Source organism: Thiovibrio frasassiensis (genome assembly GCF_029607905.1).
Classification (GTDB): Bacteria; Desulfobacterota; Desulfobulbia; order Desulfobulbales; family Desulfurivibrionaceae; genus Thiovibrio; species Thiovibrio frasassiensis.
This window is the reverse complement of the sequence record NZ_JAPHEH010000001.1, coordinates 1-20,640: the sequence shown is the minus strand read 5'-3', so window position 1 is coordinate 20,640 and position 20,640 is coordinate 1. Positions and strand designations below refer to the sequence as shown.

20 protein-coding genes and 1 rRNA gene are annotated in these 20,640 nt (G+C 55.7%); 10 read left to right on the top strand and 11 right to left on the bottom strand.

Annotation, left to right across the window (positions count from 1 at the left end):
• Positions 1 to 3 precede the first annotated feature (3 nt).
• The 5 genes from OLX77_RS00105 (at position 4) to fbp (ending at position 5,348) form a co-directional block, all read left to right on the top strand.
• Positions 4 to 888, top strand: coding sequence for a CheR family methyltransferase (locus OLX77_RS00105; protein WP_307631540.1), 885 nt, complete (start codon positions 4 to 6; stop codon positions 886 to 888).
• Positions 885 to 1,391 (top strand): chemotaxis protein CheD, encoded by a 507-nt coding sequence (locus OLX77_RS00100; protein WP_307631539.1) that lies wholly within the window; start codon positions 885 to 887, stop codon positions 1,389 to 1,391. The genes OLX77_RS00105 and OLX77_RS00100 overlap by 4 nt, the downstream gene beginning before the upstream one ends.
• Positions 1,392 to 1,400: 9 nt before the next feature.
• On the top strand, positions 1,401 to 2,462 hold the full coding sequence (locus OLX77_RS00095) for a protein-glutamate methylesterase/protein-glutamine glutaminase (RefSeq protein WP_307631538.1): 1,062 nt from the start codon (positions 1,401 to 1,403) through the stop codon (positions 2,460 to 2,462).
• A gap of 115 nt (positions 2,463 to 2,577) precedes the next feature.
• Entirely contained in the window at positions 2,578 to 4,164 is a 1,587-nt protein-coding gene (locus OLX77_RS00090) for a response regulator (RefSeq protein WP_307631537.1), read from the top strand.
• Between the two features lie 158 nt (positions 4,165 to 4,322).
• A complete protein-coding gene (gene fbp, locus OLX77_RS00085) occupies positions 4,323 to 5,348 on the top strand; it encodes a class 1 fructose-bisphosphatase (protein ID WP_307631536.1) in 1,026 nt (341 codons plus the stop codon).
• A 105-nt stretch (positions 5,349 to 5,453) separates the two neighbouring features.
• On the opposite strand, the gene OLX77_RS00080 is transcribed toward fbp, so the two are convergent.
• Complete coding sequence (locus OLX77_RS00080; protein ID WP_307631535.1) at positions 5,454 to 7,139, bottom strand: glutamine--tRNA ligase/YqeY domain fusion protein; 1,686 nt, start codon at positions 7,137 to 7,139, stop codon at positions 5,454 to 5,456.
• 110 nt (positions 7,140 to 7,249) lie between these two features.
• Positions 7,250 to 8,728, bottom strand: a complete 1,479-nt coding sequence (gene gltX / locus OLX77_RS00075; protein WP_307631534.1) for a glutamate--tRNA ligase — start codon at positions 8,726 to 8,728, stop codon at positions 7,250 to 7,252.
• A gap of 289 nt (positions 8,729 to 9,017) precedes the next feature.
• Between gltX and OLX77_RS00070 the strand changes: the two genes are divergently transcribed.
• Positions 9,018 to 9,353 (top strand): hypothetical protein, encoded by a 336-nt coding sequence (locus OLX77_RS00070; RefSeq protein ID WP_307631533.1) that lies wholly within the window; start codon positions 9,018 to 9,020, stop codon positions 9,351 to 9,353.
• A gap of 66 nt (positions 9,354 to 9,419) precedes the next feature.
• On the opposite strand, the gene era is transcribed toward OLX77_RS00070, so the two are convergent.
• The gene (gene era, locus OLX77_RS00065) at positions 9,420 to 10,319 is read right to left on the bottom strand and encodes a GTPase Era (RefSeq protein ID WP_307631532.1); all 900 of its coding nucleotides are present in this window, start codon (positions 10,317 to 10,319) and stop codon (positions 9,420 to 9,422) included.
• A 241-nt stretch (positions 10,320 to 10,560) separates the two neighbouring features.
• On the opposite strand from era, the gene OLX77_RS00060 reads away from it, so the two are divergent.
• The gene (locus tag OLX77_RS00060; protein ID WP_307631531.1) at positions 10,561 to 12,552 is read left to right on the top strand and encodes a ribonuclease catalytic domain-containing protein; all 1,992 of its coding nucleotides are present in this window, start codon (positions 10,561 to 10,563) and stop codon (positions 12,550 to 12,552) included.
• 48 nt (positions 12,553 to 12,600) lie between these two features.
• Here OLX77_RS00060 and OLX77_RS00055 read toward each other — a convergent pair whose 3' ends face one another.
• The 4 genes from OLX77_RS00055 to ychF all read right to left on the bottom strand — a co-directional run bounded on the left by OLX77_RS00055 (position 12,601) and on the right by ychF (position 15,408).
• Positions 12,601 to 12,771 carry a dual CXXC motif small (seleno)protein gene (locus OLX77_RS00055; RefSeq protein ID WP_307634051.1) on the bottom strand — a complete coding sequence of 57 codons (171 nt, stop codon included), beginning with the start codon at positions 12,769 to 12,771 and terminating at the stop codon, positions 12,601 to 12,603.
• A 15-nt stretch (positions 12,772 to 12,786) separates the two neighbouring features.
• Positions 12,787 to 13,338: an orotate phosphoribosyltransferase gene (gene pyrE, locus OLX77_RS00050; RefSeq protein WP_307631530.1), complete on the bottom strand. Its 552-nt coding sequence runs from the start codon at positions 13,336 to 13,338 to the stop codon at positions 12,787 to 12,789.
• 74 nt (positions 13,339 to 13,412) lie between these two features.
• On the bottom strand, positions 13,413 to 14,297 hold the full coding sequence (locus tag OLX77_RS00045) for a DUF4438 domain-containing protein (protein ID WP_307631529.1): 885 nt from the start codon (positions 14,295 to 14,297) through the stop codon (positions 13,413 to 13,415).
• Between the two features lie 16 nt (positions 14,298 to 14,313).
• Positions 14,314 to 15,408: a redox-regulated ATPase YchF gene (gene ychF / locus OLX77_RS00040; protein WP_307631528.1), complete on the bottom strand. Its 1,095-nt coding sequence runs from the start codon at positions 15,406 to 15,408 to the stop codon at positions 14,314 to 14,316.
• Between the two features lie 145 nt (positions 15,409 to 15,553).
• Between ychF and OLX77_RS00035 the strand changes: the two genes are divergently transcribed.
• The gene (locus tag OLX77_RS00035; RefSeq protein WP_307631527.1) at positions 15,554 to 16,021 is read left to right on the top strand and encodes a DciA family protein; all 468 of its coding nucleotides are present in this window, start codon (positions 15,554 to 15,556) and stop codon (positions 16,019 to 16,021) included.
• 147 nt (positions 16,022 to 16,168) lie between these two features.
• Here the strand turns inward: OLX77_RS00035 and OLX77_RS00030 are convergent, their stop codons facing one another.
• The 4 genes from OLX77_RS00030 to OLX77_RS00015 all read right to left on the bottom strand — a co-directional run bounded on the left by OLX77_RS00030 (position 16,169) and on the right by OLX77_RS00015 (position 19,152).
• Positions 16,169 to 16,855: a PilZ domain-containing protein gene (locus tag OLX77_RS00030; RefSeq protein WP_307631526.1), complete on the bottom strand. Its 687-nt coding sequence runs from the start codon at positions 16,853 to 16,855 to the stop codon at positions 16,169 to 16,171.
• A 153-nt stretch (positions 16,856 to 17,008) separates the two neighbouring features.
• The gene (gene dtd, locus OLX77_RS00025) at positions 17,009 to 17,458 is read right to left on the bottom strand and encodes a D-aminoacyl-tRNA deacylase (protein WP_307631525.1); all 450 of its coding nucleotides are present in this window, start codon (positions 17,456 to 17,458) and stop codon (positions 17,009 to 17,011) included.
• A gap of 5 nt (positions 17,459 to 17,463) precedes the next feature.
• Positions 17,464 to 18,225 (bottom strand): 16S rRNA (uracil(1498)-N(3))-methyltransferase, encoded by a 762-nt coding sequence (locus tag OLX77_RS00020; protein WP_307631524.1) that lies wholly within the window; start codon positions 18,223 to 18,225, stop codon positions 17,464 to 17,466.
• A 6-nt stretch (positions 18,226 to 18,231) separates the two neighbouring features.
• Positions 18,232 to 19,152, bottom strand: a complete 921-nt coding sequence (locus OLX77_RS00015; RefSeq protein ID WP_307631523.1) for a 50S ribosomal protein L11 methyltransferase — start codon at positions 19,150 to 19,152, stop codon at positions 18,232 to 18,234.
• A gap of 167 nt (positions 19,153 to 19,319) precedes the next feature.
• On the opposite strand from OLX77_RS00015, the gene larB reads away from it, so the two are divergent.
• Both larB and OLX77_RS00005 read left to right on the top strand, forming a co-directional pair.
• Positions 19,320 to 20,102: a nickel pincer cofactor biosynthesis protein LarB gene (larB, locus tag OLX77_RS00010; RefSeq protein ID WP_307634050.1), complete on the top strand. Its 783-nt coding sequence runs from the start codon at positions 19,320 to 19,322 to the stop codon at positions 20,100 to 20,102.
• 475 nt (positions 20,103 to 20,577) lie between these two features.
• Positions 20,578 to 20,640: ribosomal RNA gene (locus OLX77_RS00005) — 16S ribosomal RNA — on the top strand; the annotation flags it as partial.

The window sequence follows — 20,640 nt, the reverse complement described above, 5'->3', positions numbered from 1 at the left end:
CGCATGACATTATTTGGAAATCAGGGGATAGCGGGGGACAGGGCCGTGCATTCGCCGGTCTTGTCCGATCGGGATTTTAATCGCTTCAGTGCCTTCATTTACGAAACCTGCGGCATCAAGCTGCCTCCCATCAAAAAGACCATGCTTTCCGCCCGGTTGCAGAAGCGGTTACGGCAGCTGCACCTGGATTCCTTCTCCGCCTATCTCGATTACGTACTAAGCCCCGATGGTCAGGCCCAGGAGCTGTGCCATATGATCGATGTGGTCAGCACCAATAAGACCGATTTTTTTCGGGAGGCAAAGCATTTTGATGTGATGAACACCATTACCCTCCCCGACTATGTGCAGCGGATGACCCATCAATCCCACAAAATCCTTCGGGTCTGGAGCGCTGGCTGTTCCAGCGGAGAGGAGCCCTACACCCTGGCCATGGTCCTGGAGGAATTTTTTTCCAAATATCCGGGCCTTGATTATTCCATTTTGGCAACGGATATCTGCACCGAGGTGCTTGCCAAGGCGGAAGAGGCGGTCTATACCGATGAAGTGGTGGCCCCGGTTTCCCTGATGCTGCGCAACAAGTATTTGATGCGGGGAAAAGGTTCGCACAAGGGATTTCATCGGGTTGTCCCGGAGCTCCGGCGCAAGGTAAAGTTCAAGCGGCTTAATTTTATGGACCGCGATTTCGGCATTGAGCAGAAGATGGATCTCATCTTTTGCCGCAACGTAATCATCTATTTTGACCGGAAAACCCAGTGTGCACTGTTTGAAAAATTTTATCGGCAGCTTTCTCCCAAAGGGTATCTCTTCACCGGGCATTCGGAAACCCTGGAAGGCATAGGCGACCGAATGGAACGGGTTGCGGCGGCGGTGTATCGGTGTTGTAAATGAAGAACCTTCTGGATACGGATCTTCCTGTGGTGAACCTGCATCCCGGCGAGCTCTTTGTCGCCCAGGAGCCGACCCTGATCACCACCCTTCTTGGCTCCTGTGTCTCGGTGTGCCTGTTTTGTCCCAAACAGAAAACCGGCGCCATGTGCCATGGGGTGATGCCGGTCCGCTCTGATCTGAAGATCGAGGACAGCTTTCGCTTTGTGGACACTTCGGTGCGGTACATGGTTGAGATTCTCACCCACGGCGATGTTTTGTGTCCCAACGCCGGGTTGGTGGCTAAGATCTTTGGCGGCGCGGATGTTCTTGATGTCCGTTTCGGCCCGATGACCGATGGCAGGAGCATTGGTTCGATGAATATCACGGCGGCACGGGAGGCTTTGGCACGCTACCACGTTCCCGTCTCGGTGGAAAAGGTGGGCGGCGTGCATGGCTGCAAGCTGTTTTTCTATACCCATACCGGAGACGTTTTGCTGAGACGTATCCCACGATCATTTGATTAGGGAGAAGCGATGGGAAGAAAAATTAGGGTTCTGATTGTTGACGATTCCGCGGTAGTGCGGCAGACATTGACCGATACACTTGAGTCGGATCCGCATATCGAGGTGATGGGGGCGGCCCGAGATCCATACGTTGCTGCGGATTATATCGCCAAAGAGGTGCCGGACGTCATCGTGCTGGATGTAGAGATGCCGCGGATGGACGGGATCACCTTTCTGCACAAGATTATGAGCCAGCATCCCATCCCGGTGGTCATGTGCTCCACTCTCACGGAAAAAGGGGCGGAAACCACGCTCAAGGCCTTGGAGTATGGGGCCATCGATATCATTCAGAAGCCAAAGCTTGGAACCAAGCAGTTCATCGAGGAATCGAGGATTCGGATCTGTGATGCGGTCAAGGCTGCATCCAGAGTTATGGTCAAGCGTATTGCCGCTAGGCCCCATCCCGTAGAAAAAAAACTCACCGCCGATGTCATGATGGCCCCGCCTCCGCTCAAGGCTATGATGCAGACCACGGAACAGGTGGTGGCGGTGGGCGCTTCGACCGGGGGCACCGAAGCCCTGCGGATATTTCTTGAAGCGCTGCCTGGCGATTGTTCCGGCATTGTCATTGTCCAACACATGCCCGAGGGCTTTACCCGCGCTTTTGCCGAGCGCTTAAACGGGCTCTGCCAGATCCGGGTCAAGGAAGCGCAGGATGGCGACACCGTGTTGCGCGGTCAGGCCCTTATTGCCCCAGGCAACCGGCATATGATGCTGAAGCGAAGCGGCGCCCGGTATTTCGTGGAGATCAAGGACGGCCCCTTGGTGTGCCGGCATCGGCCGTCGGTGGATGTGCTTTTCCGTTCCACCGCCCGCTATGCTGGGAAAAATGCCATCGGTGTCATTATGACCGGTATGGGCGATGATGGGGCGCGGGGGATGGCCGAGATGCATCAGGCCGGGGCCTACACCATCGCCCAGGACGAGGCGTCTTGTGTGGTTTTCGGCATGCCCAAGGAGGCCATCGCCCTTGGCGGGGTGGAGAAGATTCTTCCCCTTGCGAGAATTGCTCCCATGATTGTGGGCAAATAAAAAAAAGATTCTAAAATGAGACCCGGTGTAATAGTATATCAATGAAGCAAACAGACAGTTTTTATTTGGACGGTCTGGGCAAGCGACCTAAAGATAACGTGCGAGAAGGAGCACCATGGATCTCTTAAATGATTTTGCTCAAAAAGATATGATCGAACAGATCATCTGTCTGGATGAGATCAAGGAGTCCAGGTTGGTGGAAGCCATCCCGGCCCTGTTGAATATGTATGCCAACCCCCTTGGTGATCAGGCGGTTGATGAGATGGTGTATCATACCCTTTTTGATTTGCTTGCCGGGCGGGAGCAGGAGATTATCGCTGGCTTGGCCCATGAATCAGAGGCTGTCCGTCTTCTTTGTATTCGTCGGGCTGCCGACGGCGGCTCTTACCTTCTTAAGGATGCCCTGGTAAAGCTTCTTGGTTCCGCAACGGACAGCGAGGTGATCTCCGAGGTCATTCGGGCTTTGGTCAACTATAAGGAAGGCGGTTTAACGGAAATTTTGCTGCCTTATCTCAAACATGAGGATTATTCCGTTGTTGCCTGGGCCATGCGCGGTCTTACCGGTACGCATGACCCAAAAGTCTGTGATGCTTTGATGACTCTGGTTTCCGAGAGCAGGGAGGTTCAGAGCGTTGATGTCGGATGCGATTTACGTACCGCCTTGGCGGTGGAAAACCTCGCCAGTTTCCCCGTCGAGACCACCTCCGGGTTTCTCATCGGCTTTATCCATCATGGCAATCCTTCGTTTCGGCGGGTTGTCATCTCCACCCTTGCCGGAATGGGGGAAGACATCCTGCCCGATCTGGAAAAATGTCTTGAAACCGGGGATAAAGACGAAAAAATCATGGCGGCCAATGTTATCGGCATGACCGGGAAAAAACGGGGCGCCGACATCCTGGTTGCCCATCTGGAAAGTGCCGGGGACGCCAATCTGAAATTTGCCATTTATGAGGCGTTGGGCCGGATCAGCTCCATGCGCAGTGTGATCGGTTTGACCGATGGTCTTGCCGAAGGGGACGATCTTGTGCTCATTGCCGTGATGACCGCCCTTGATCATCAATGCAACCCCGGGGTCGTTAAGGTTTTGAACGAGACCATTGCCAGGGGTGACGCCCAAAGCGGGCGAGTGCTTTCCGCCCTTATTACCTCCCACGCCCGACAGCTCTTTGCCGCTCTCTATAAAGATGGTGGGCAGCGTGGCACATTGCTTTCCGCCGTGCGGAAATCCGGCGATCATGAGGCCATCGGCGCTTTTCGGGCGGAACTTGCCAAGATCGGCGGGGAGCAAGCTGCCAAGGACATTCAGTTCTTGAGCCTCGCTGATGTCGGAGCCAAAGAGAAACGCATTCTTGCCGCGGATGACTCCAAGGCCATGTTGTTTTTCTATAAGGGTGTTGCTGCTGATCTCGGCATGGAATTGGTCACGGTGGAAGATGGGAAAAAGGCCTTTGATTATCTCCAGATAGATAGCGAGTTTGACCTGATCATCACCGATATGAACATGCCCAATATGGATGGCATTGAACTGACCCGGGAGATCAGAAAAAAGGCGGAATGGGCCGCGATTCCGGTGCTGATGGCAACCACCGAATCGGAAAAAACCCAGGCGGAACTGGCCCGGCAGGCAGGGGTGACGGATTTTATCACCAAGCCTTTTTCCAAGGATGATTTTAAGGCGAAGGTCGGCCAGATGTTTGCCTGATATTTGTCTCAGGAGTTCAAAACAAAAAGAGTCTGCCCCCGGGCAGACTCTTTTTGTTTGACCCGGAAGGGTTTCTTCCGTAGTATTCCACTGGGCATGCGCCCAACCAACCCAGCCACCGTGCTGAACCTTTTATCTGATCCTGTGTGGGGAGCAAAATGAGTAAGCCGTATGGAATTACCGTAAGCCGACATATTATGGACAGCCAGCGCCTGCATCCCGAGGCAACCGGTGATCTCTCCGGTCTGCTCAGTGAATTGATCGTGGCTGCCAAAACGATCAACGCCGAAGTCAATATGGCTGGCTTGGCGGATGTTTTGGGGATGGCCGGGAAGACGAACATCCAGGGCGAACATGTCCAGAAGCTTGATGATCTGGCCAATAATACCATCAAGCGCCGTATGGCCCGGTGCGGGTATGTCTGTGTGATGACCTCCGAGGAGGAGGCGGATATCATTCCGGTGGCCGAGGGGAGCGCGGGTAAATATACCCTGGCCTTTGATCCGCTGGACGGCTCATCCAATATCGATGTCAATGTGAGCATCGGCACCATCTTTTCCATCCATCGGCGCATATCCGCCAACGATCTCACCCCCCAGGGCGATGAAGCCGATCTCTTGCAAAAAGGGAGGGAGCAGGTAGCTGCCGGGTATATCATCTACGGTTCCAGTACCATGATGGTCTTTACCACCGGAGAGGGGGTGCACGGCTTTACTCTGGATCCCAGCGTGGGTGAATTCTACCTGTCGCATCCTGATATCCGGATCCCCGAGCGGAGCAGGTATTTCAGTGTCAACGAGGGGAATTACAACTTTTGGGATAATGGGGTGCAAAGGTTTGTCGATTATCTGAAGGAAAATGATAAGGAAACCGGGCGGCCTTACAGTGCCCGGTATATCGGTTCCCTGGTCGCGGATTTTCACCGCAATCTCATTGCCGGCGGAATTTTTCTCTATCCGCGCGATAACCGGAATCCGGCCAAGCCACATGGCAAGCTGCGGTTGCTCTACGAGGCAGCGCCCTTGGCGTTTTTGGTGGAACAGGCCGGAGGACGTGCCATTACCGATGAAGGGATGAATATCATGGATATTGAGCCAACATCTTTGCACCAGCGAGTGCCGCTGGTCATCGGCTCCCGCCATGAAGTGGATTTGTACGAAGAATTTGTCGCGGGGACACGCTGAAATTTTCGAGTTGTACCGTCTCGCTCAAGGCTGAACGAAAAAACGGCTGACGCAGGGGGGAATTCCCGCGTCAGCCGTTTTTTTCCCCCCTTGAACCGATTGTCTTTATCCTTTCGCCTTCTCTTTTTCCCAGGTGTCACGCAAGGTGACGGTCCGGTTGAACACGGGGCGGCCATCCTTGGAATCTTTGCTGTCCACGCAGAAATAGCCCTGCCGTTCGAATTGGTAATGGCTGCCGGGCTGGGCCTTGGCCAGGCTTGGTTCGACCAGACAATTGTTCAGGACTACCAGGGATTCCGGATTGACAAAGGTTTTGAAGTCGGCCTCCCCGGCATCCGGGCTTTCTTCGGTAAAGAGCCGGTCGTAGAGGCGCACCTCCGCAGGCACTCCATGGGCAACAGAGACCCAGTGGATGGTGCCCTTGACCTTGCGGCCATCCGGGGCGGAGCCTCCCAGGGTCTCGGGGTCATAGGTGCAATGCAGTTCGAGGATCTCGCCGGTGGCCTCGTCCTTGACCACCTTTTCGCATTTGATGAAATAGGCATAGCGCAACCGCACCTCCCGTCCGGGAGCCAGGCGGAAGAATTTCTTCGCCGGCTCCTCCATGAAATCTTCCCGTTCGATATACACCTCCCTGCCGAAGGGTACCTGGCGTTCCCCCAGCTCCGGCTTCTGCGGGTGGTTCTGGGCCGTGAGATTTTGCGTGTCTCCTTCCGGATAGTTGGTGATCACCACCTTGAGCGGAGCCAGCACCCCCATGACCCGGACGGCGCTTTCGTTGAGATCCTCACGGACACAGTGCTCCAGCAGGGCCATATCCACCACGCTGTCCTTTTTGGCAACGCCGATCTTATCGCAGAAGCTGCGCAGGGCTGCCGGGGTATAGCCGCGGCGGCGGATGCCCGAGAGGGTCGGCATCCGGGGGTCGTCCCAGCCGGAAACATGCCCGTCGTTGACCAGCTGCAGGAGCTTGCGTTTGCTGACCACGGTGTAGCTCAGGTTTAAGCGGGCGAATTCGATCTGCCGCGGGTGGCAAGGGGCAGGCAGGTTGTCGAGGGTCCAGTCGTAGAGCGGTCGGTGGTCGGCAAACTCCAGGGTGCAGAGCGAGTGGGTAACCCCTTCCAGCGCATCGGAAATGGGATGGGTGTAATCGTACATCGGGTAGATGCACCAGGTGTTGCCGGTCCGGTGGTGGCTGGCATGCAGGATGCGGTAAAGCACCGGATCGCGCATGTTCATGTTGCCCGAGGCCATATCGATTTTTGCCCGGAGCACCCGGGTGCCATCGGGGAATTCGCCGGCCCGCATGCGACGGAACAGATCGAGGTTTTCGGCAACCGGCCGATCCCGGTATGGGCTGTTCTTGCCTGGTTCGGTGAGGGTGCCGCGGTAGCTGCGGGTTTCTTCGGCGGAAAGATCGCAGATATAGGCCTTGCCGGTGGTGATCAGATGCTCGGCGTATTCGTAGAGTTGGCCGAAATAATCCGAGGCGAAGTAGAGATGCTCTCCCCAGTCAAAGCCCAGCCAGCGGACATTGTCCTTGATGGACTCGACATACTCCTGCTCTTCCTTGGTCGGATTGGTGTCATCGAAGCGGAGATGACAGCGGGCCCCTGTGTTTTCCTTGGCGATGCCGAAGTTGAGGCAGATGGATTTGGCATGGCCGATGTGGAGATAGCCGTTGGGTTCCGGCGGGAAGCGGGTGACGATCTGGTCGTGCTTGCCGGTGGCAAGGTCGTCGGCGATGATGGTGCGAATGAAGTCCTTTGACTGAATTTCGTCGCTTGTCATGTGTTTATTTCCCGTATAGTTTTTGGTCACGTGTCAGTCATCGGCAGCAGTGCCGATAAATCCACGGCAGAAGAGGAAAGAAGCATTTTTTTTGTTCTGCCGTGGCTGTTTTATACGAAGTATTTTGCCACATCTCGCAGTCGGGACACAACCCGTTGCTTGCCGATCTGGGCAAAGACCTCGAACATACTCGGGCCCTTTACCTGGCCGGTGATCACCGCCCGAGCGCCGTTGACCAGCACCCCCACCTTAACGCCGAGTTCCTCGGCAAACTCCCGGCAGACCCGTTCCGTCTCGTCGTGGCTGAGTTCCGGCAGGGCTTCGAAGCGGTCGGCCAGCTTGGGCAGCCATTCCTTGAGGTCCGGGTGCTTCAGGACATTTTTAGCAAGGGCTGTTTCATCCATGACAAAATCATCGGCAAACCAGGCCCGGCCCAGGGAGGCAAAATCCTTCAAGGTGTGGAATCGCTCCCTGGTCATGTCCAGGGTTTTCAGGAACCAGGCTCTTTTCTCGCCATCGTAGGCCGCATCCCACAGCCCTTCTTTTTGGAACTCCACCTTGACCAGGGCGCCGATCTCCTCGATGGGCATGGTACGCAGGTAATGACCATTGATGTTGATCGCCTTGGGATCGGTGAAAAACTTGGGATCGTCCTTGCGGTAGTTGAAGATGGAGTTGGAGCGGGTGATGCCGGAAAGATCGAAGGCCTCGATGAGCTCTTCCCGCGAAAAGATCTCGCGGTCGTCAGGGGTGGACCAGCCGAGCAGGACAAGAAAATTTGCCAAAGCCCAAGGAAGAAACCCCTGTTCCCGGTAAAACTGCACCGAGACAATCTCGCCGTGGCTGCGCTTGGAGATCTTTGCCTTGTTCAGGTCAAGGGTGAGCGGCATGTGGGCGAAGATCGGCAACTCTGCGCCCAAGGCCCGGTAAAGCAGGATCTGGCGCGGGGTGTTGCTTAAGCCGTCCTGGCCGCGGATAACATGGGTGATGCGGTCACGGATATCGTCCACCACGTTGCAGAGCAGATAGAGGGGCAACCCATTGGAGCGGACGATGACGAAATCCTCGATATCCTCATAGGCTCGTTCAACCCGGCCATAGACCTGATCGTCAAACCCGACCTTGCCCGGTTCCTGCGGCACCTTGAAGCGAATAACATAGGGGAGACCCTGTGCTTCTTTTCCCTTAACCTCTTCGGCGCTGAGTTTGCGGCAGGTGCCGTCGTATCGGTAGTCACCCTTGGCTGCGGCGGCGGCTTCCCGTTTGGCCTCGAGTGTTTCCTTGCTGCAAAAACACTTGTAGGCATTGCCGTCGGCCAGGAGTCTTTGCGCTGCAGCCACATGTTCCTTGGCATATTCCGACTGAAAGTAGGGGCCTTCATCCCAAGTTACCCCGAGCCACTCCAGGCCGTCGAGGATTCCTTGGATGGACTCTTGGGTGGAGCGTTCCGTGTCCGTATCTTCGATGCGCAAGACCAGCTTTCCCCCGTGTTTGCGGGCAAACAGCCAGTTGTAGATGGCGGTCCTGGCTCCGCCGATATGGAGATAGCCGGTCGGGCTGGGTGGAAAGCGTACTCGGACCTCGGTCATGATATTCTCCTTGCAAAAAAAAATGAGCAACGCGGAACAGGCTTTGCATTGCGGACAGATCGTATTCAAGCTGTGTTTTATATATCGTTTTACAGGGTTATTCAAGAGGATGCTTGGGAAAAAGCACGAGAATTCAGGCTGGGTGGTGGGCGGGATTGTCTTATTTGCCCATGATGGATTGCTTTACCTTTAATAATAATTATTGTATAATATAAATGTAACTATCCGCTGGCACTTTGTCCGCGCCGTTACAAAGAAAGAGTTGTTTATGCACACGGGAGGAAGAACAATGCCTATAGATCCCAGCGCCACTTCAGTACAGACCAATGTAAGGACAGAGCGGCCTGTTTCTCCGTACGCCGGATCGGAAGGAGAAAAGAAATCAAAAAACAACCGCTCGGAGTCCGGTCAGACCAGTCAGGCCTCTCCCGATGTCGTTGCCAGGATTTCCGCTGCCGCCCTACAGGCCTCCAGGGCTCTTACCCAGGCAGGGCAAGCCGCGGACCAGGCCGGGCCGGAAGAATCGGTGCGCGAGTCGGAAAGGCGGGAGCCCCAGGCAAGACAGCCCCAGGAACAAAGAGCCCGGACGGAACAGCGCTCACGCGGGATAAACGTGGTTGTCTGAACTGTAAAAAAATAGAAAGGTTGCACGGGGGCGATTCTCAGGAATCGCCCCCTTTTTTTTGCGCTGTTAAAAACCAAGCTCCCTCAGGAATCGCGGGTCGCTGGTCCAATCTTTTTGCACCTTCACCCAAAGTTTGAGCAGCACGTGCTGGTCAAGGAGGATCTCGATGTCTTTTCGGGCGGCCTGGCCGAGCTGCTTGAGTTTGCTGCCGTGCTTGCCGATGATGATCCCTTTTTGCGAATCCTTTTCCACGTAGATGGTGGCATGGATCGTGATCAATTGTTTGGCCGTGTTTTCCTTGAAGCTCTCGATCGTCACCGCGGTTGAATAGGGGATTTCCTGGCCGGTTTGTAAAAAGATCTTTTCCCGGATAATCTCCGCGACAATGAACCGTTCGGTGGCATCGGTGGGGATGTCCTCGGGATAGAGACGCGGCCCGGTGGGAAGCAGGGGGCAGAGCTCCTGGATCACCAAGTCGATGCCGTCGCTCGCCTTGGCCGAGAGGGGCAGGATGGTATGGAAAGGGTACAGCTCCTTGTAGGTGGAGATGATGGGCAGCAGCTTTTCCTTGTCGATGAGGTCCATCTTATTGAGCAGCAACAGTACCGGTTTGTCGATGCCATCCAGGCAGCTGGTCGGGGTATTGCCCGTATGCGGCAAGGGCATGGTAACGTCAACCATGAAAATAATGGCGTCCACATCGGCCAAGCTGCCGAGGGCAATCTTTACCATCTCAAGGTTTAAGGGGCTTCTCGCCCTGTGGATGCCGGGGGTGTCCAGCATAACGATCTGGTAGTCCGGGCCATTGACGATGCCGAGGATCCGGTTGCGGGTGGTCTGGGGCTTGGGCGAGACAATGGAGATCTTCTGGCCGAGCAGGCTGTTCAGTAGGGTGGATTTGCCCACGTTGGGCGGCCCGATGAGGGCGACAACGCCTGATTTGACTTGTTCTGGGGAGCTGTTCATGGGTGCGGTTGCGCTCGTGTGTGTTGATAGGGGAAAAACACATAATTACATACCAGTTTTCCTGATTTTCCGCACCCTCTCTCTTATTTGCGGCCACGGAAAAAGATGACAACCCCCGGAATAGCTGGTACACATTGGCCAGTTTCTCCCCGCTATCAATCAACAGTGCACCTCGAATTTTTCCCAATGAATTTCGGATAAAAGTTCGGCGCGCGTTCTTAATATTACAAGGAAATAGTACATGGCTTTGCTGGGCGCAATTATTGAATATATGGAGCAGGGCAGGTTTATCTGTGCCATGGTTCTTGACGAGGACAGCAAGCGGTTGCGCCTTATCAATCAAAACGGCAGGGAGGTGAATCTCCCCCTGTCGCGCGTGCTGCACCAATCCGCAAAACGCCATGCTCTTTCCCTCAACCGGGATGAACAGCTCCGGCTGCTCAAGGAGGCGGACCAGGTCCGCCAAGCCATGGTGGGTCAGATCGATTTGGCCGAGATCTGGCAATTGGCCAGCGAAGAGGAAGGGGGCAATTTCAGCCCTGCGTTCCTTGCCGAACTGGCCTTTGGCGAGGATGCCACGGATAATCATGTCGCCGCCTTTCTCCGTTCCATCTTTGTGGATCGTCTTTATTTTAAATACAAGGAAGGTTTGGTCCTTGCCCATAGCCCGGAGGCTGTTGCTGCGCTCCGTCTGAAACAGGAAAGGGAAAGGGAGCAGGAGGCCCTAATGAGCACCGGGGCCATGGGGCTCAAGCATCTTTGGGAGGGGGAGAGCACAGCGGTATGGGAGGAGCGCGATCGCTGCCTCAGCCTATTGGGGGACTACTATCTTTTTGGCAGCGAGGCCGAAGAGAGCGAGCTTGCCAGGGAGCTTTTGAAAAAAGCCGGGCTCACCGGTCCGCATGATGTCTACCATCTTTTGATCAAGGCCGGAGTCTGGCAAGCCCATGAGAATGTGGCCTTGCTCCGGTATCGCATTCCGGTTGACTTTTCCGAGGAAATTGCCGCTGCCGCCCAAGTGTCCGAGCCCGTGGCCGAGGAACTGGTCGGCAGGAACCGGCGGGATTTTCGGGAGCTGCCTCTGCTCACCATCGATGGCGAGTCAACCCGTGATTATGACGATGCCCTGCATATCGAGCGGCGCGGCGATAATTTTCTGGTGGGTATCCATATCTCCGACGTGGCCCATTACGTTGCGCCTGGGACCCCCATTTACGAAGAAGCGGCCCGGCGGATGACCTCCCTCTATTTTCCCGAGACCCAGATCCCCATGCTGCCGAGATCGCTCTCGGAGGGGGTGTGCAGTCTGGTCGCCGGAAAAGCACGGGCGGCTGTTAGTGCCATGGTTCTGCTCTCCCCCCAGGGCGAGGTGGTGGAGTTCGATCTAATCCCGAGTCTGGTTACGGTGAAGCGGCAGTTGAGCTACCCCGAGGCGGAAAGATTGGTGGCGGGCGGCGACTGGGAGTTGCAAACGCTTGCCCGGCTCAGCGAACAGCTCAAGCAGCGGCGCATTGAAAAAGGGGCGCTGCTCCTGCCGGTGCCGGATGTGAATATCAGTATTGATGCGGAAGGGAAGGTTGCGGTGGCCCTCTCCCCGGTGGATACCATCTCCCGCAGTCTGGTGGCGGAGTTCATGGTCCTGGCCAACACCCTCTCCGCCCAATTTGTCGCGGATCGTCAAGCGCCCGGCCTTTTCCGGGCTCAGGACGAGCCCCATCAGCGATTGATCGGTGGGGGGGAGAAGGATCTCTTCTCCATTTTCCGGCAGCGCAAGCAGTTGAAACCAGGCGAGCTCCTGGTCTATCCCAAGCCCCACAGCGGGGTCGGCGCCATGCAGTACACCACGGTTACTTCCCCTATCCGGAGGTTTCTCGATCTGGTCATGCAGCATCAGATCAAACAGTTGCTCAGTGGCCGGGGCGCGATGTTTTCCGCGGACGAACTTGCAGGGGTTGCCGGGGATATCAGTAAGGTGCTCTCCAAGGTCAATCAGGTGCGGCGCACGCGGCACCGTTACTGGCTGCTCAGGTATCTGGAGCAGAAGGTCGGGGGGAGGATTGAGGCGTTGCTGGTTAATAAGGGGCCGAAACGGATCAACCTGACCTTGCTTGATTGTCTCTTGGATGCGGACATGCCGCCGAGTCAGTCCGTGTCGGCAAAGCCTGGGGATGTCACGACCGTGCGGGTGGCCAAGGTCGACGCCTTGGATAATGTGCTGCGCTTGGAGTGGTAACCGAGGGAAAGGTGAGAGCTGAAAGGCAAAAGGTGTAATGCTTGCCTTTCAGTCGTAGATGATGCAGGTCCAGCGGGAGAGGATCTCTTCGGTCTCCTCGTCCAGTTGGTCGGCCACCTCGTGGACTTGGTATTCGTGGCCGCATTTTTGGCACCGCATCCGGATCCTCCGGCAGGACCGGGACACTTCCAGCCTGCCCTTGCATTGCTTGCACTGCATTGCCATTTTTCAGTCCTATTGCAGCAGGGTGTGCCGGGTGAAGATGGCTTCCAGCCGGTAGCCCTTCTCGGCCAATGCCTCGGCCCCGCCTTCCAGTCGGTCCACCACGGTCACCACCAAGCCGACCTTAAACCCAGCCGCCTCCACCCGCTCGATTACCGTGAGCAGGGTACCGCCGGTGGTGACCACATCCTCCAGCAGGGCAACGGTGCAGCCCGGAACCATGTTGCTCAACCCCTCAATGTACTGCCCGGTGCCATGGCCCTTGGATTCCTTTCTGACGATAAAGGCGGGAATGGGGGCCTGCTCCAGATGGCTTACCACCGAAACCGCCGTGACTAGAGGATCGGCGCCCAGGGTCATGCCGCCCACCGCATCGATCTTTTGCGGGTTGTTGCGGATGATCTCGAAGATCAGCTTGCCGCAAAGATAGGCGCCTTCCGCAGACAGAGTGGTCTGTTTGCCGTCGATGTAAAAATCCGATTCCCTGCCCGAAGAGAGCGTGAACTTCCCATGGCGGTATGATTTGGCCAGCAGCAGCTGCTTGAGTTGGTCGGTGTTGTTCATGGGATATCCTCTTGTTTTTGTGGCAGTTGCACGGATCAAAATATACTTTTTGTCTTATTGCTTGGTGTTTGGGTTTATTTCATCTTGGCAAAATAGGTGACCAGGTTCGCCTTGGCGCTGATCTGCGGCACCAACAACCCCTCTTTCGAGGTCATGGCGATCATCACTCCAGGTCCGTGCCCGGCCAGCACGCAGCTGGCGTGGACGACAATGCCGATGACCACGCCGCCGGTTTTGTAGATCCGACCATAGGTGGCGTCCGCATCCAGGATGGCGACAAAATCCCCCAAACGCAGGTCGGAGAGGCCGTATTCCTCAACAATCCCCTGGTCGAACATCTGGATGTCATAGTCGCCGCTGTGGCTGTGGGAGGCGCCGATGCCCGAACCCATGATCTTGGCGGGGATGGTATGGGTCACCGGCACCTGCAGTCTGGAGTTGTTGAGTTTCCTTAAGGGCATTGCCGCCACTAGGCCCGGGTCCAGGTTCATTACCTTGATCCCTGGGAAATCAGGCAGGTTCAGGCCGCAACCGTACGCCTTGATCTGGATCTTATCGCCGATGGTGAGGCGTTCCAGGATCTCCGGGGAAAAATCCACCAGCACATGTTCGATGCCGCCATGCTTGCCGGTTACCCGGCCGGTTTCGCCCTTGGCGTCGCCGGAAACCACCTTGGCGCTATTGCCCACGCAGGAAAACTGGTTCAGGGCCCGGTTGGGTCCGGGCTGTCCTTGGATCTGGGTGAAGTTGCTGATGGAAACAGCGGGCTCCACATGGTCGCCGAATTTCTCCCCGGCCAGATCCCCGATCCGCAGGTTGTAGGTGATGCCGCCCACCCCTGGGTACACGTCCGAATGTCCGTCCGGGTTGATCCGGTAGGGATTGATCCCGCTCTGGGGCGAGGTGATTTCCCCGATCACCGACTGGCAGACCAGCTGCTCCGTATTGGTTTTGATCATAGTCTTGTGCCCCGAGCTACACGTTGAAGCGGAAATTCATGCAGTCGCCGTCCTGAACCACATACTCCTTGCCTTCCAACCGCAGCAGCCCTTTTTCCCTCGCCTTGGCCTCGCCGCCGCAAGCGACGAAATCCGCGTAGGAGATGACCTCGGCCCGGATAAAACCGCGTTCGAAATCGGTGTGGATCACTGCTGCGGCTTGCGGGGCCTTGGTGCCGCGCTTGATGGTCCAGGCCCGGGTTTCCTTTTCGCCCACGGTGAAATAGTTGATCAAGCCCAGCAGTTCGTAGCCGGCCTTAATCAAACGGTTCAGCCCGGGTTCCTCAAGGCCGAGATCGGCCAGAAAATCCTGGCGCTCGTCCACGCTCAGGGCGCTCAGTTCCTCTTCTATCGCCCCGGAGATCATGACCACGGAAGCGTTTTCCGCCGCAGCTGCCTTGCGGAGTGCATCCACCCACTGGTTGCCGGTGTTGATCTCCGCCTCGCTGACGTTGGCCACATAGAGAACGGGTTTGGCGGTGAGGAGGCAGAGCTCCTTCATCAGTTTTTCGCCCGTATCGTCGAGTTGGGCGGCCCGAGCCGGTTTGCCGTCATTGAGCAGTCCGTACAGCCCTTCCAGAACAACCAGCTGCGCCTTGAAGGCTGCGTCCCCGGATTTCGCCTGGGAGGCGGTCTTGTTCATCCGCCGGCTCACGGTGTCCAGATCGCAGAGGATCAGTTCGGTGTTGATCACCTCTCGGTCGCGCAGGGGATCGACGCTGCCGTCGACATGCACGATGTTGTCGTCTTCAAAGCAGCGGACCACGTGGGCAATGGCGTCCACCTGGCGGATATGGCCCAGGAACTGGTTGCCCAACCCTTCGCCCTTGCTGGCTCCGCTCACCAAACCGGCGATATCGACGAATTCCATCTGGGCGTTGACCTTGACCTTGGTTTTGGCCATCTCGGCAAGGATATCGAGTCGGGCGTCGGGTACCGGCACCATGCCCACATTGGGTTCGATGGTGCAGAACGGGTAATTGGCCGATTCGATGCCTGCGGAGGTGAGAGCGTTGAAGATGGTCGATTTGCCGACATTGGGCAGGCCGACGATGCCACAGCGAAAGCCCATGGAAAGTCCTTGTTGTATGGTTCAATAAAAAGAGTAGTCAGGAGATGACCGAAATTTGTGAGCAGTATATAATGATTTCTTTGCAATGCGGCAAGGGTTGTTTACAATCAAGGAACTAAATTACACACAATCAGGCACAATTACCATGGCTGTTCCAGAAAAAATCATCCGGATAGATTCGCTGTTTGCCGAGCTTTTCAAGAAAAGGCAATGGGACAAGCGTTTGGCCCTGCACGCCGTTTTTCGGAACTGGCCGGAGGTTGTCGGTGCTGAGATTGCGGAACGCACCGCACCGCAGGTGATTCGCGGCACGGTGCTGTGGATCGCGGTTTCCGACTCGGTTTGGATGCAGCAGCTGCATCTGCAAAAGCAGATGCTGCTCGAGCATATTAATGCGAAGGTGGGGGGCTCTGAGAAAATAAGCGATATCCGTTTTCAGATAGACGCCGCCCTTGGTGAGGAAAAGATGGTTGTTCGCAGCCCGCAGCCGCCTGCCTCTCCGCAGCCGGTTGACCCGGAGGAGCAGAAAGGTTTTGAGCGGTTGATCGGGGCTATCGTTGATGCGGAGTTGCGCACGCGTCTGCTTGCCCTCTGGCGGAAAGCCCATAGGTAAGGCAAATTGGGCGCGAAAGCTGTTGTTTATCGTTTTACATTGACGTTCCAGTAAGCTTCTTGGACGCGGAATCTTTCACGCAGGGGGCGTATGCAGTGACTATCCCGAGCATGCGCAACTGCAAGGAAGAGGATGGAGCTGAGGGGCTCAGGTCGCGTTTGGCGGGGAATCTTCGATGGAGCAAATGGATAGGTAGCGTTCGAGGTTTTCCCGATCAGTGCCCTTCAGCGTGAAATGAACGCCGAATTCCCGGGTTTCCTGGTCAATTTCGGTGATTCGTCGGACAATGGCTTCCGGTGCGGTAGCTTTTTCTTCGAAATCGCCAAATTTTAAGCGGAGGGTCATGCTGAGCGGGCTGAGTTTGTCCCCCTTCTGGATGTGTTGGGAAAATTTCCCCACCACCCGTGCCCCCTCAATGGAAATATTCTTTATGATGCCGTGATTGAGATACTGGCTTGCCTTGCGGGTGAAGGTGGCAACGGAGCGGGGACTTGTCACGTAGCGGGGATATTTTCTCCGCTGGATGGTGATAATTGAGGAGGGGAAGAGTACTCCCAGTTCGCTGCTGGTTTCCAGCATGGGAGAGGTGTGGAATCCTCGCATGGGCTGATTCTGGTGTTGATACAGGAGCAGGCACGGGTCTTGGGGAGACTGAAAAGGACTCTCTTTGGCAAGCAGAAGAAGTCTCGCCCCCTCTTTGATGAAGATCTCGGAAGGTGTGAGTTTTTGCGGATTCAGCCCCTTTTGGAAAAGGGTTACCGGGATGCGCTGGCCGACAATCCTGATTATTTCTTCTCCGACGACCTTTGGGTCGTCGGACCAAAGCTCCTGCATATAAAACTCCTTGCTGCTGTACAACCAAAAAATGTCCGGGCGTGAATTGCGTCTTGCGTCTGGCTGGTCTTTTGTAAACTTATATAGCTATATTTCTATCGCTTGTAAAGCAGGCGTTACAAAATATGGGGAGATGGGGATGAGCACCTGTGGCTAGAATTGTTTCTCTGTGTCCAGGAGCAGGGTTACCGGCCCGTTGTTTACCAAGGTTACGTCCATCATGGCCTGAAATTTGCCAGTGGCCACGGTGATTTTTTTTGTGCGGATTTCGCGGATAAACTGTTCGTAAAGATGCGCTGCCTCAGCGGGTGGCGCGGCCGTGGAGTAGGAAGGGCGCCTTCCCTTGCGACAGTCGCCGAATAGGGTGAACTGGGAAACCACCAATATCTCGCCCTGCACTTCAAGCAACGAAAGGTTCATGAGCCCTTGGGTGTCTTCAAAGATGCGGAGATTGGCAATCTTGTCGGCCAGGAGCGCGGCATCTTGCTCCGCGTCATTTTTCCCTACGCCGAGAAGAACAAGGAGTCCCGGCCCGATGGCGCCGCAGATTTCTCCATCGACATGAACAGAGGCTTGGCTAACCCTTTGGACAACGGCGCGCATGAGGTCTACTCCAGATTTCCGGAGGGAACCGGGTCGAGGTTGCCCAGGGTAAACTGCAAGATGGCTGTTGCCGCAAGGGTTGCCGTTTCGGCCCGCAGAATCCTCGGTCCTAAGGAGACCGGAGTAAAACCTTCTTGTCGGGCGCAGGCAACCTCTGCCTCGCTGAACCCTCCCTCCGGTCCGAGGAGGAAAAATACCGAGCGGTAATTGTTTTTCGGAGTGGCAAGCGCCTCATGCAATGTGTGCTTGCTTTCGTCTTCCCAGAAGATCAGTCGTATGTCACAAGGCGGGGGGTGGCTTATGAGATCGGGTAATTCTCTGGGTTCATGGAGTTCCGGTGGTTTGGCCCGATTGCATTGCTTGCAGGCCTCAAGAACGATGCGTTGCCAACGTTCCGCCTGTGTTTCTCTTTGCGGTTTGTGGCTTCCGTGTTCCGAGTAAAAGGGCCAGACGGTATCAACCCCCATCTCCGTCGTCTTTTGTAGGATGAGCTCCATTTTCTGGCCCTTGAGCAGTGCTTGGCCCAGATGGAGCCGGACCTTGGGCGGAAGATCATGACTTTGCGCGATGATGGTCGCGGTCACCCGATCTTTGTGGAGCTGTTTGATAAGCGCTTGGTAGCGTGCGCCGGTTCCGTCAAAAAAGGTAATGGGATCGCCGGGGGAAAGCCTGAGGACGTTCCGGAGGTGATGGGCTTCCGGCCCCGTCAGCTGCGCGGTTTCTCCGGTGATATCTGCTGGGTTTATGAAGAAGCGACGGAGGCTCATGGGTGTTTATGGCCGGGCGAAGAGAAGAGCGCTCCATTCCCCTTCTGCCTTGGTTTCTTGATGTGTCAGGCCAAGAGCGGTATAGGCGGCCCGGATATTGTCCGTCTGGGGTCCGGTCAGGATCCCTGCCATGATCAGCCTTCCGTTTGGGGCCAGATGCGCGGCAAGGGCGTTGGCAAGTTCAATGAGGGTATCATGAATGATATTGGCGATGACCAGATCGAATTGTTGTGGGATGTCTTGCAGGGTAACATCGTTTGCTTTAATGATGGGAAACAGGTTGTTGCGGAGGATGTTTTCCTCCGCAACCGCCACGGCTTCCGGGTCATTGTCGATGGCCAACACCTCCTGGGCGCCAAAAAGAGCGGCGGCCATGGCCAGGATGCCCGTGCCGGTGCCGACATCGAGAACGGTTTTCGGGGCGGTTTCATGGCCGTGAAAAAGCGCCTCGATGAATTCAAGGGCCAGCTTGGTGCTGGCATGATGGCCGGTGCCAAAGGCCATGCCCGGATCCATTTCGATAATCTTTTCGCCGGGGCCGGGCTGGTATGATTCCCAGGTGGGCTTGATGACAAGGTGGGCTGTGATCGGTAGGGGTTTGAAGCCTTCCTTCCAGGTTTTGTTCCAGTCTTCATCGGGAACGATTTCTGTCGCGAGGCGGGTGTTTTCCTCTCCAGGGTTGAGGAAGGCGAGTTCCGCGAGGTAGTCGGTAATGGTTTTCAGCACCTCGGTGGCTTGGGGGGTATTTTCCAGATAGCCGACAATCTGTTCCTGGGCCGGATTGGTTGCCGCGATGGGAATCTGCTCCACTCCGCCGGTCTGCTCGCAGATGAAATCGGCAATGGGGTCTGAGATGGTCTCGCTGGCGGTGATGGTGATTCGGATCCAGGATTTTAAGGGGGTATGTGCTTGTTTTTTTGCTGGCATCAGGAATCCTATGGGGAATAGACGATTGTATGGAAATATGCCGGAGACTGTATCGAAGTGCGTTACTGTACCGGATGCTGTATGCTCAGGCAAGAGGTAGTTGCGGTACAGGCGTGGATTACGATTGTGCCCCTTTCATATCTATATAAGGTGTCGGGTTTGACGTGATGGACGAAAAAAAGATACAGGAACTTCTTGAAAAGGTGAGTTGCGGGGGAAGCACTGTTGCCGAGGCCTTGGCGGAATTGAAGAATTTTCCTGCCGAGATGCTCTCCTGTGCGCATCTCGATCATCATCGGCGGTTGCGGACAGGGGTGCCGGAAGTAGTTTATGGTGAAAATAAGAACGCCAGTCAGATCGCGGATATATTAAAAAAACTGCTCCAGTTTTCTCCTGCGGTTATGGCAACGCGGGTGAGTCATGCTAAGGGGGCGGCGGTTTGCCTGGAGCTTCCTGGGCTTGTGTATCATGAAGCCGCTCGGATGTTGACTGCGCAGTTGGCAGCAATACCGCCGGAGGGTGATGGGGGGGCAGGCCTGGTTTTGGTGCTTACCGCCGGAACCTCAGATATCCCTGTGGCGGAAGAGGCCTATGTAACCTTGCGTTGCTTGGGGAATACGGTTGAGCGGTTCTATGATGTCGGGGTGGCCGGAATTCATCGGCTGCTTTCCCGGCGGGACCTTCTCGAGAAGGCAGGAATATTGATCGTTGTCGCCGGCATGGAAGGAGCTCTTCCCAGTGTAGTTGGGGGGCTGGTGGATAAACCCATTATCGCGGTGCCCACCAGTGTTGGCTATGGAACAGGTTTTGGAGGTATTGCCGCGCTCTTGGGCATGCTCAACAGCTGTGCTCCTGGGGTGGCGGTTGTTAATATTGATAACGGTTTTGGCGCTGCGTGCATGGCCTCACGTATCAGTAAGCAAATCAACGGGCACTCCGGGGGGGTATGATCTTTTTTTTGGGCAATAACCCGAATTCTGGGTGCCTGAATAACTGCGCAGCCATCCAGAATCCCGGCAGGACCTGCGGCTTGCTTTTGGTGGCGTCGCAGAAAATCAAGGAGTTACGGCGCATGTTCTCTGGGTGTTTGTTTTTTTGAATATTTCCGCATTATTGCTGTTGACAAGGGGTGGCTCTTCGGCTATTTTGGCCCCCGAACGATAACCCAACACCAAGACGAGCGGGTTAGAAAAACGTCATAAAACATCTTGACGGGCTCTGGTGTTTCGGTTATCTTGTTTTTTTCCCACTCGTTGGGTAGCCTCGGTTTCCGGGGCGCAGCGATCATTGAAAACTGAATAGTGAAGAAAGTAAAAGATGGGCCCCAAGAAACCGGAGCTTCGGCTTCGGGGAGTTTTATTGCATTAAAGAGATCAAGATCTCGGTATAAAGAAGAGTGGGTTCTTCGGAACCTGTTCAGATATTAAACTGGAGAGTTTGATCCTGGCTCAGATTGAACGCTGGCGGCGTGCTTAACACATGCAAGTC

Excerpts from the sequence above, each read along its gene's own strand:
- OLX77_RS00045 (WP_307631529.1), bottom strand. The coding sequence starts at position 14,297 with ATGATCAAAACCAATACGGAGCAGCTGGTCTGCCAGTCGGTGATCGGG.
- OLX77_RS00055 (WP_307634051.1), bottom strand. The coding sequence starts at position 12,771 with ATGCAGTGCAAGCAATGCAAGGGCAGGCTGGAAGTGTCCCGGTCCTGC.
- OLX77_RS00030 (WP_307631526.1), bottom strand. The coding sequence starts at position 16,855 with ATGCAGGAGCTTTGGTCCGACGACCCAAAGGTCGTCGGAGAAGAAATA.
- OLX77_RS00020 (WP_307631524.1), bottom strand. The coding sequence starts at position 18,225 with ATGAGCCTCCGTCGCTTCTTCATAAACCCAGCAGATATCACCGGAGAA.
- OLX77_RS00100 (WP_307631539.1), top strand. The coding sequence starts at position 885 with ATGAAGAACCTTCTGGATACGGATCTTCCTGTGGTGAACCTGCATCCC.
- fbp (WP_307631536.1), top strand. The coding sequence starts at position 4,323 with ATGAGTAAGCCGTATGGAATTACCGTAAGCCGACATATTATGGACAGC.
- OLX77_RS00080 (WP_307631535.1), bottom strand. The coding sequence starts at position 7,139 with ATGACAAGCGACGAAATTCAGTCAAAGGACTTCATTCGCACCATCATC.
- OLX77_RS00035 (WP_307631527.1), top strand. The coding sequence starts at position 15,554 with ATGGCTGTTCCAGAAAAAATCATCCGGATAGATTCGCTGTTTGCCGAG.
- ychF (WP_307631528.1), bottom strand. The coding sequence starts at position 15,408 with ATGGGCTTTCGCTGTGGCATCGTCGGCCTGCCCAATGTCGGCAAATCG.
- era (WP_307631532.1), bottom strand. The coding sequence starts at position 10,319 with ATGAACAGCTCCCCAGAACAAGTCAAATCAGGCGTTGTCGCCCTCATC.
- OLX77_RS00090 (WP_307631537.1), top strand. The coding sequence starts at position 2,578 with ATGGATCTCTTAAATGATTTTGCTCAAAAAGATATGATCGAACAGATC.
- gltX (WP_307631534.1), bottom strand. The coding sequence starts at position 8,728 with ATGACCGAGGTCCGAGTACGCTTTCCACCCAGCCCGACCGGCTATCTC.
- OLX77_RS00060 (WP_307631531.1), top strand. The coding sequence starts at position 10,561 with ATGGCTTTGCTGGGCGCAATTATTGAATATATGGAGCAGGGCAGGTTT.
- OLX77_RS00070 (WP_307631533.1), top strand. The coding sequence starts at position 9,018 with ATGCCTATAGATCCCAGCGCCACTTCAGTACAGACCAATGTAAGGACA.
- OLX77_RS00105 (WP_307631540.1), top strand. The coding sequence starts at position 4 with ATGACATTATTTGGAAATCAGGGGATAGCGGGGGACAGGGCCGTGCAT.
- OLX77_RS00095 (WP_307631538.1), top strand. The coding sequence starts at position 1,401 with ATGGGAAGAAAAATTAGGGTTCTGATTGTTGACGATTCCGCGGTAGTG.
- pyrE (WP_307631530.1), bottom strand. The coding sequence starts at position 13,338 with ATGAACAACACCGACCAACTCAAGCAGCTGCTGCTGGCCAAATCATAC.
- OLX77_RS00015 (WP_307631523.1), bottom strand. The coding sequence starts at position 19,152 with ATGCCAGCAAAAAAACAAGCACATACCCCCTTAAAATCCTGGATCCGA.
- dtd (WP_307631525.1), bottom strand. The coding sequence starts at position 17,458 with ATGCGCGCCGTTGTCCAAAGGGTTAGCCAAGCCTCTGTTCATGTCGAT.
- larB (WP_307634050.1), top strand. The coding sequence starts at position 19,320 with ATGGACGAAAAAAAGATACAGGAACTTCTTGAAAAGGTGAGTTGCGGG.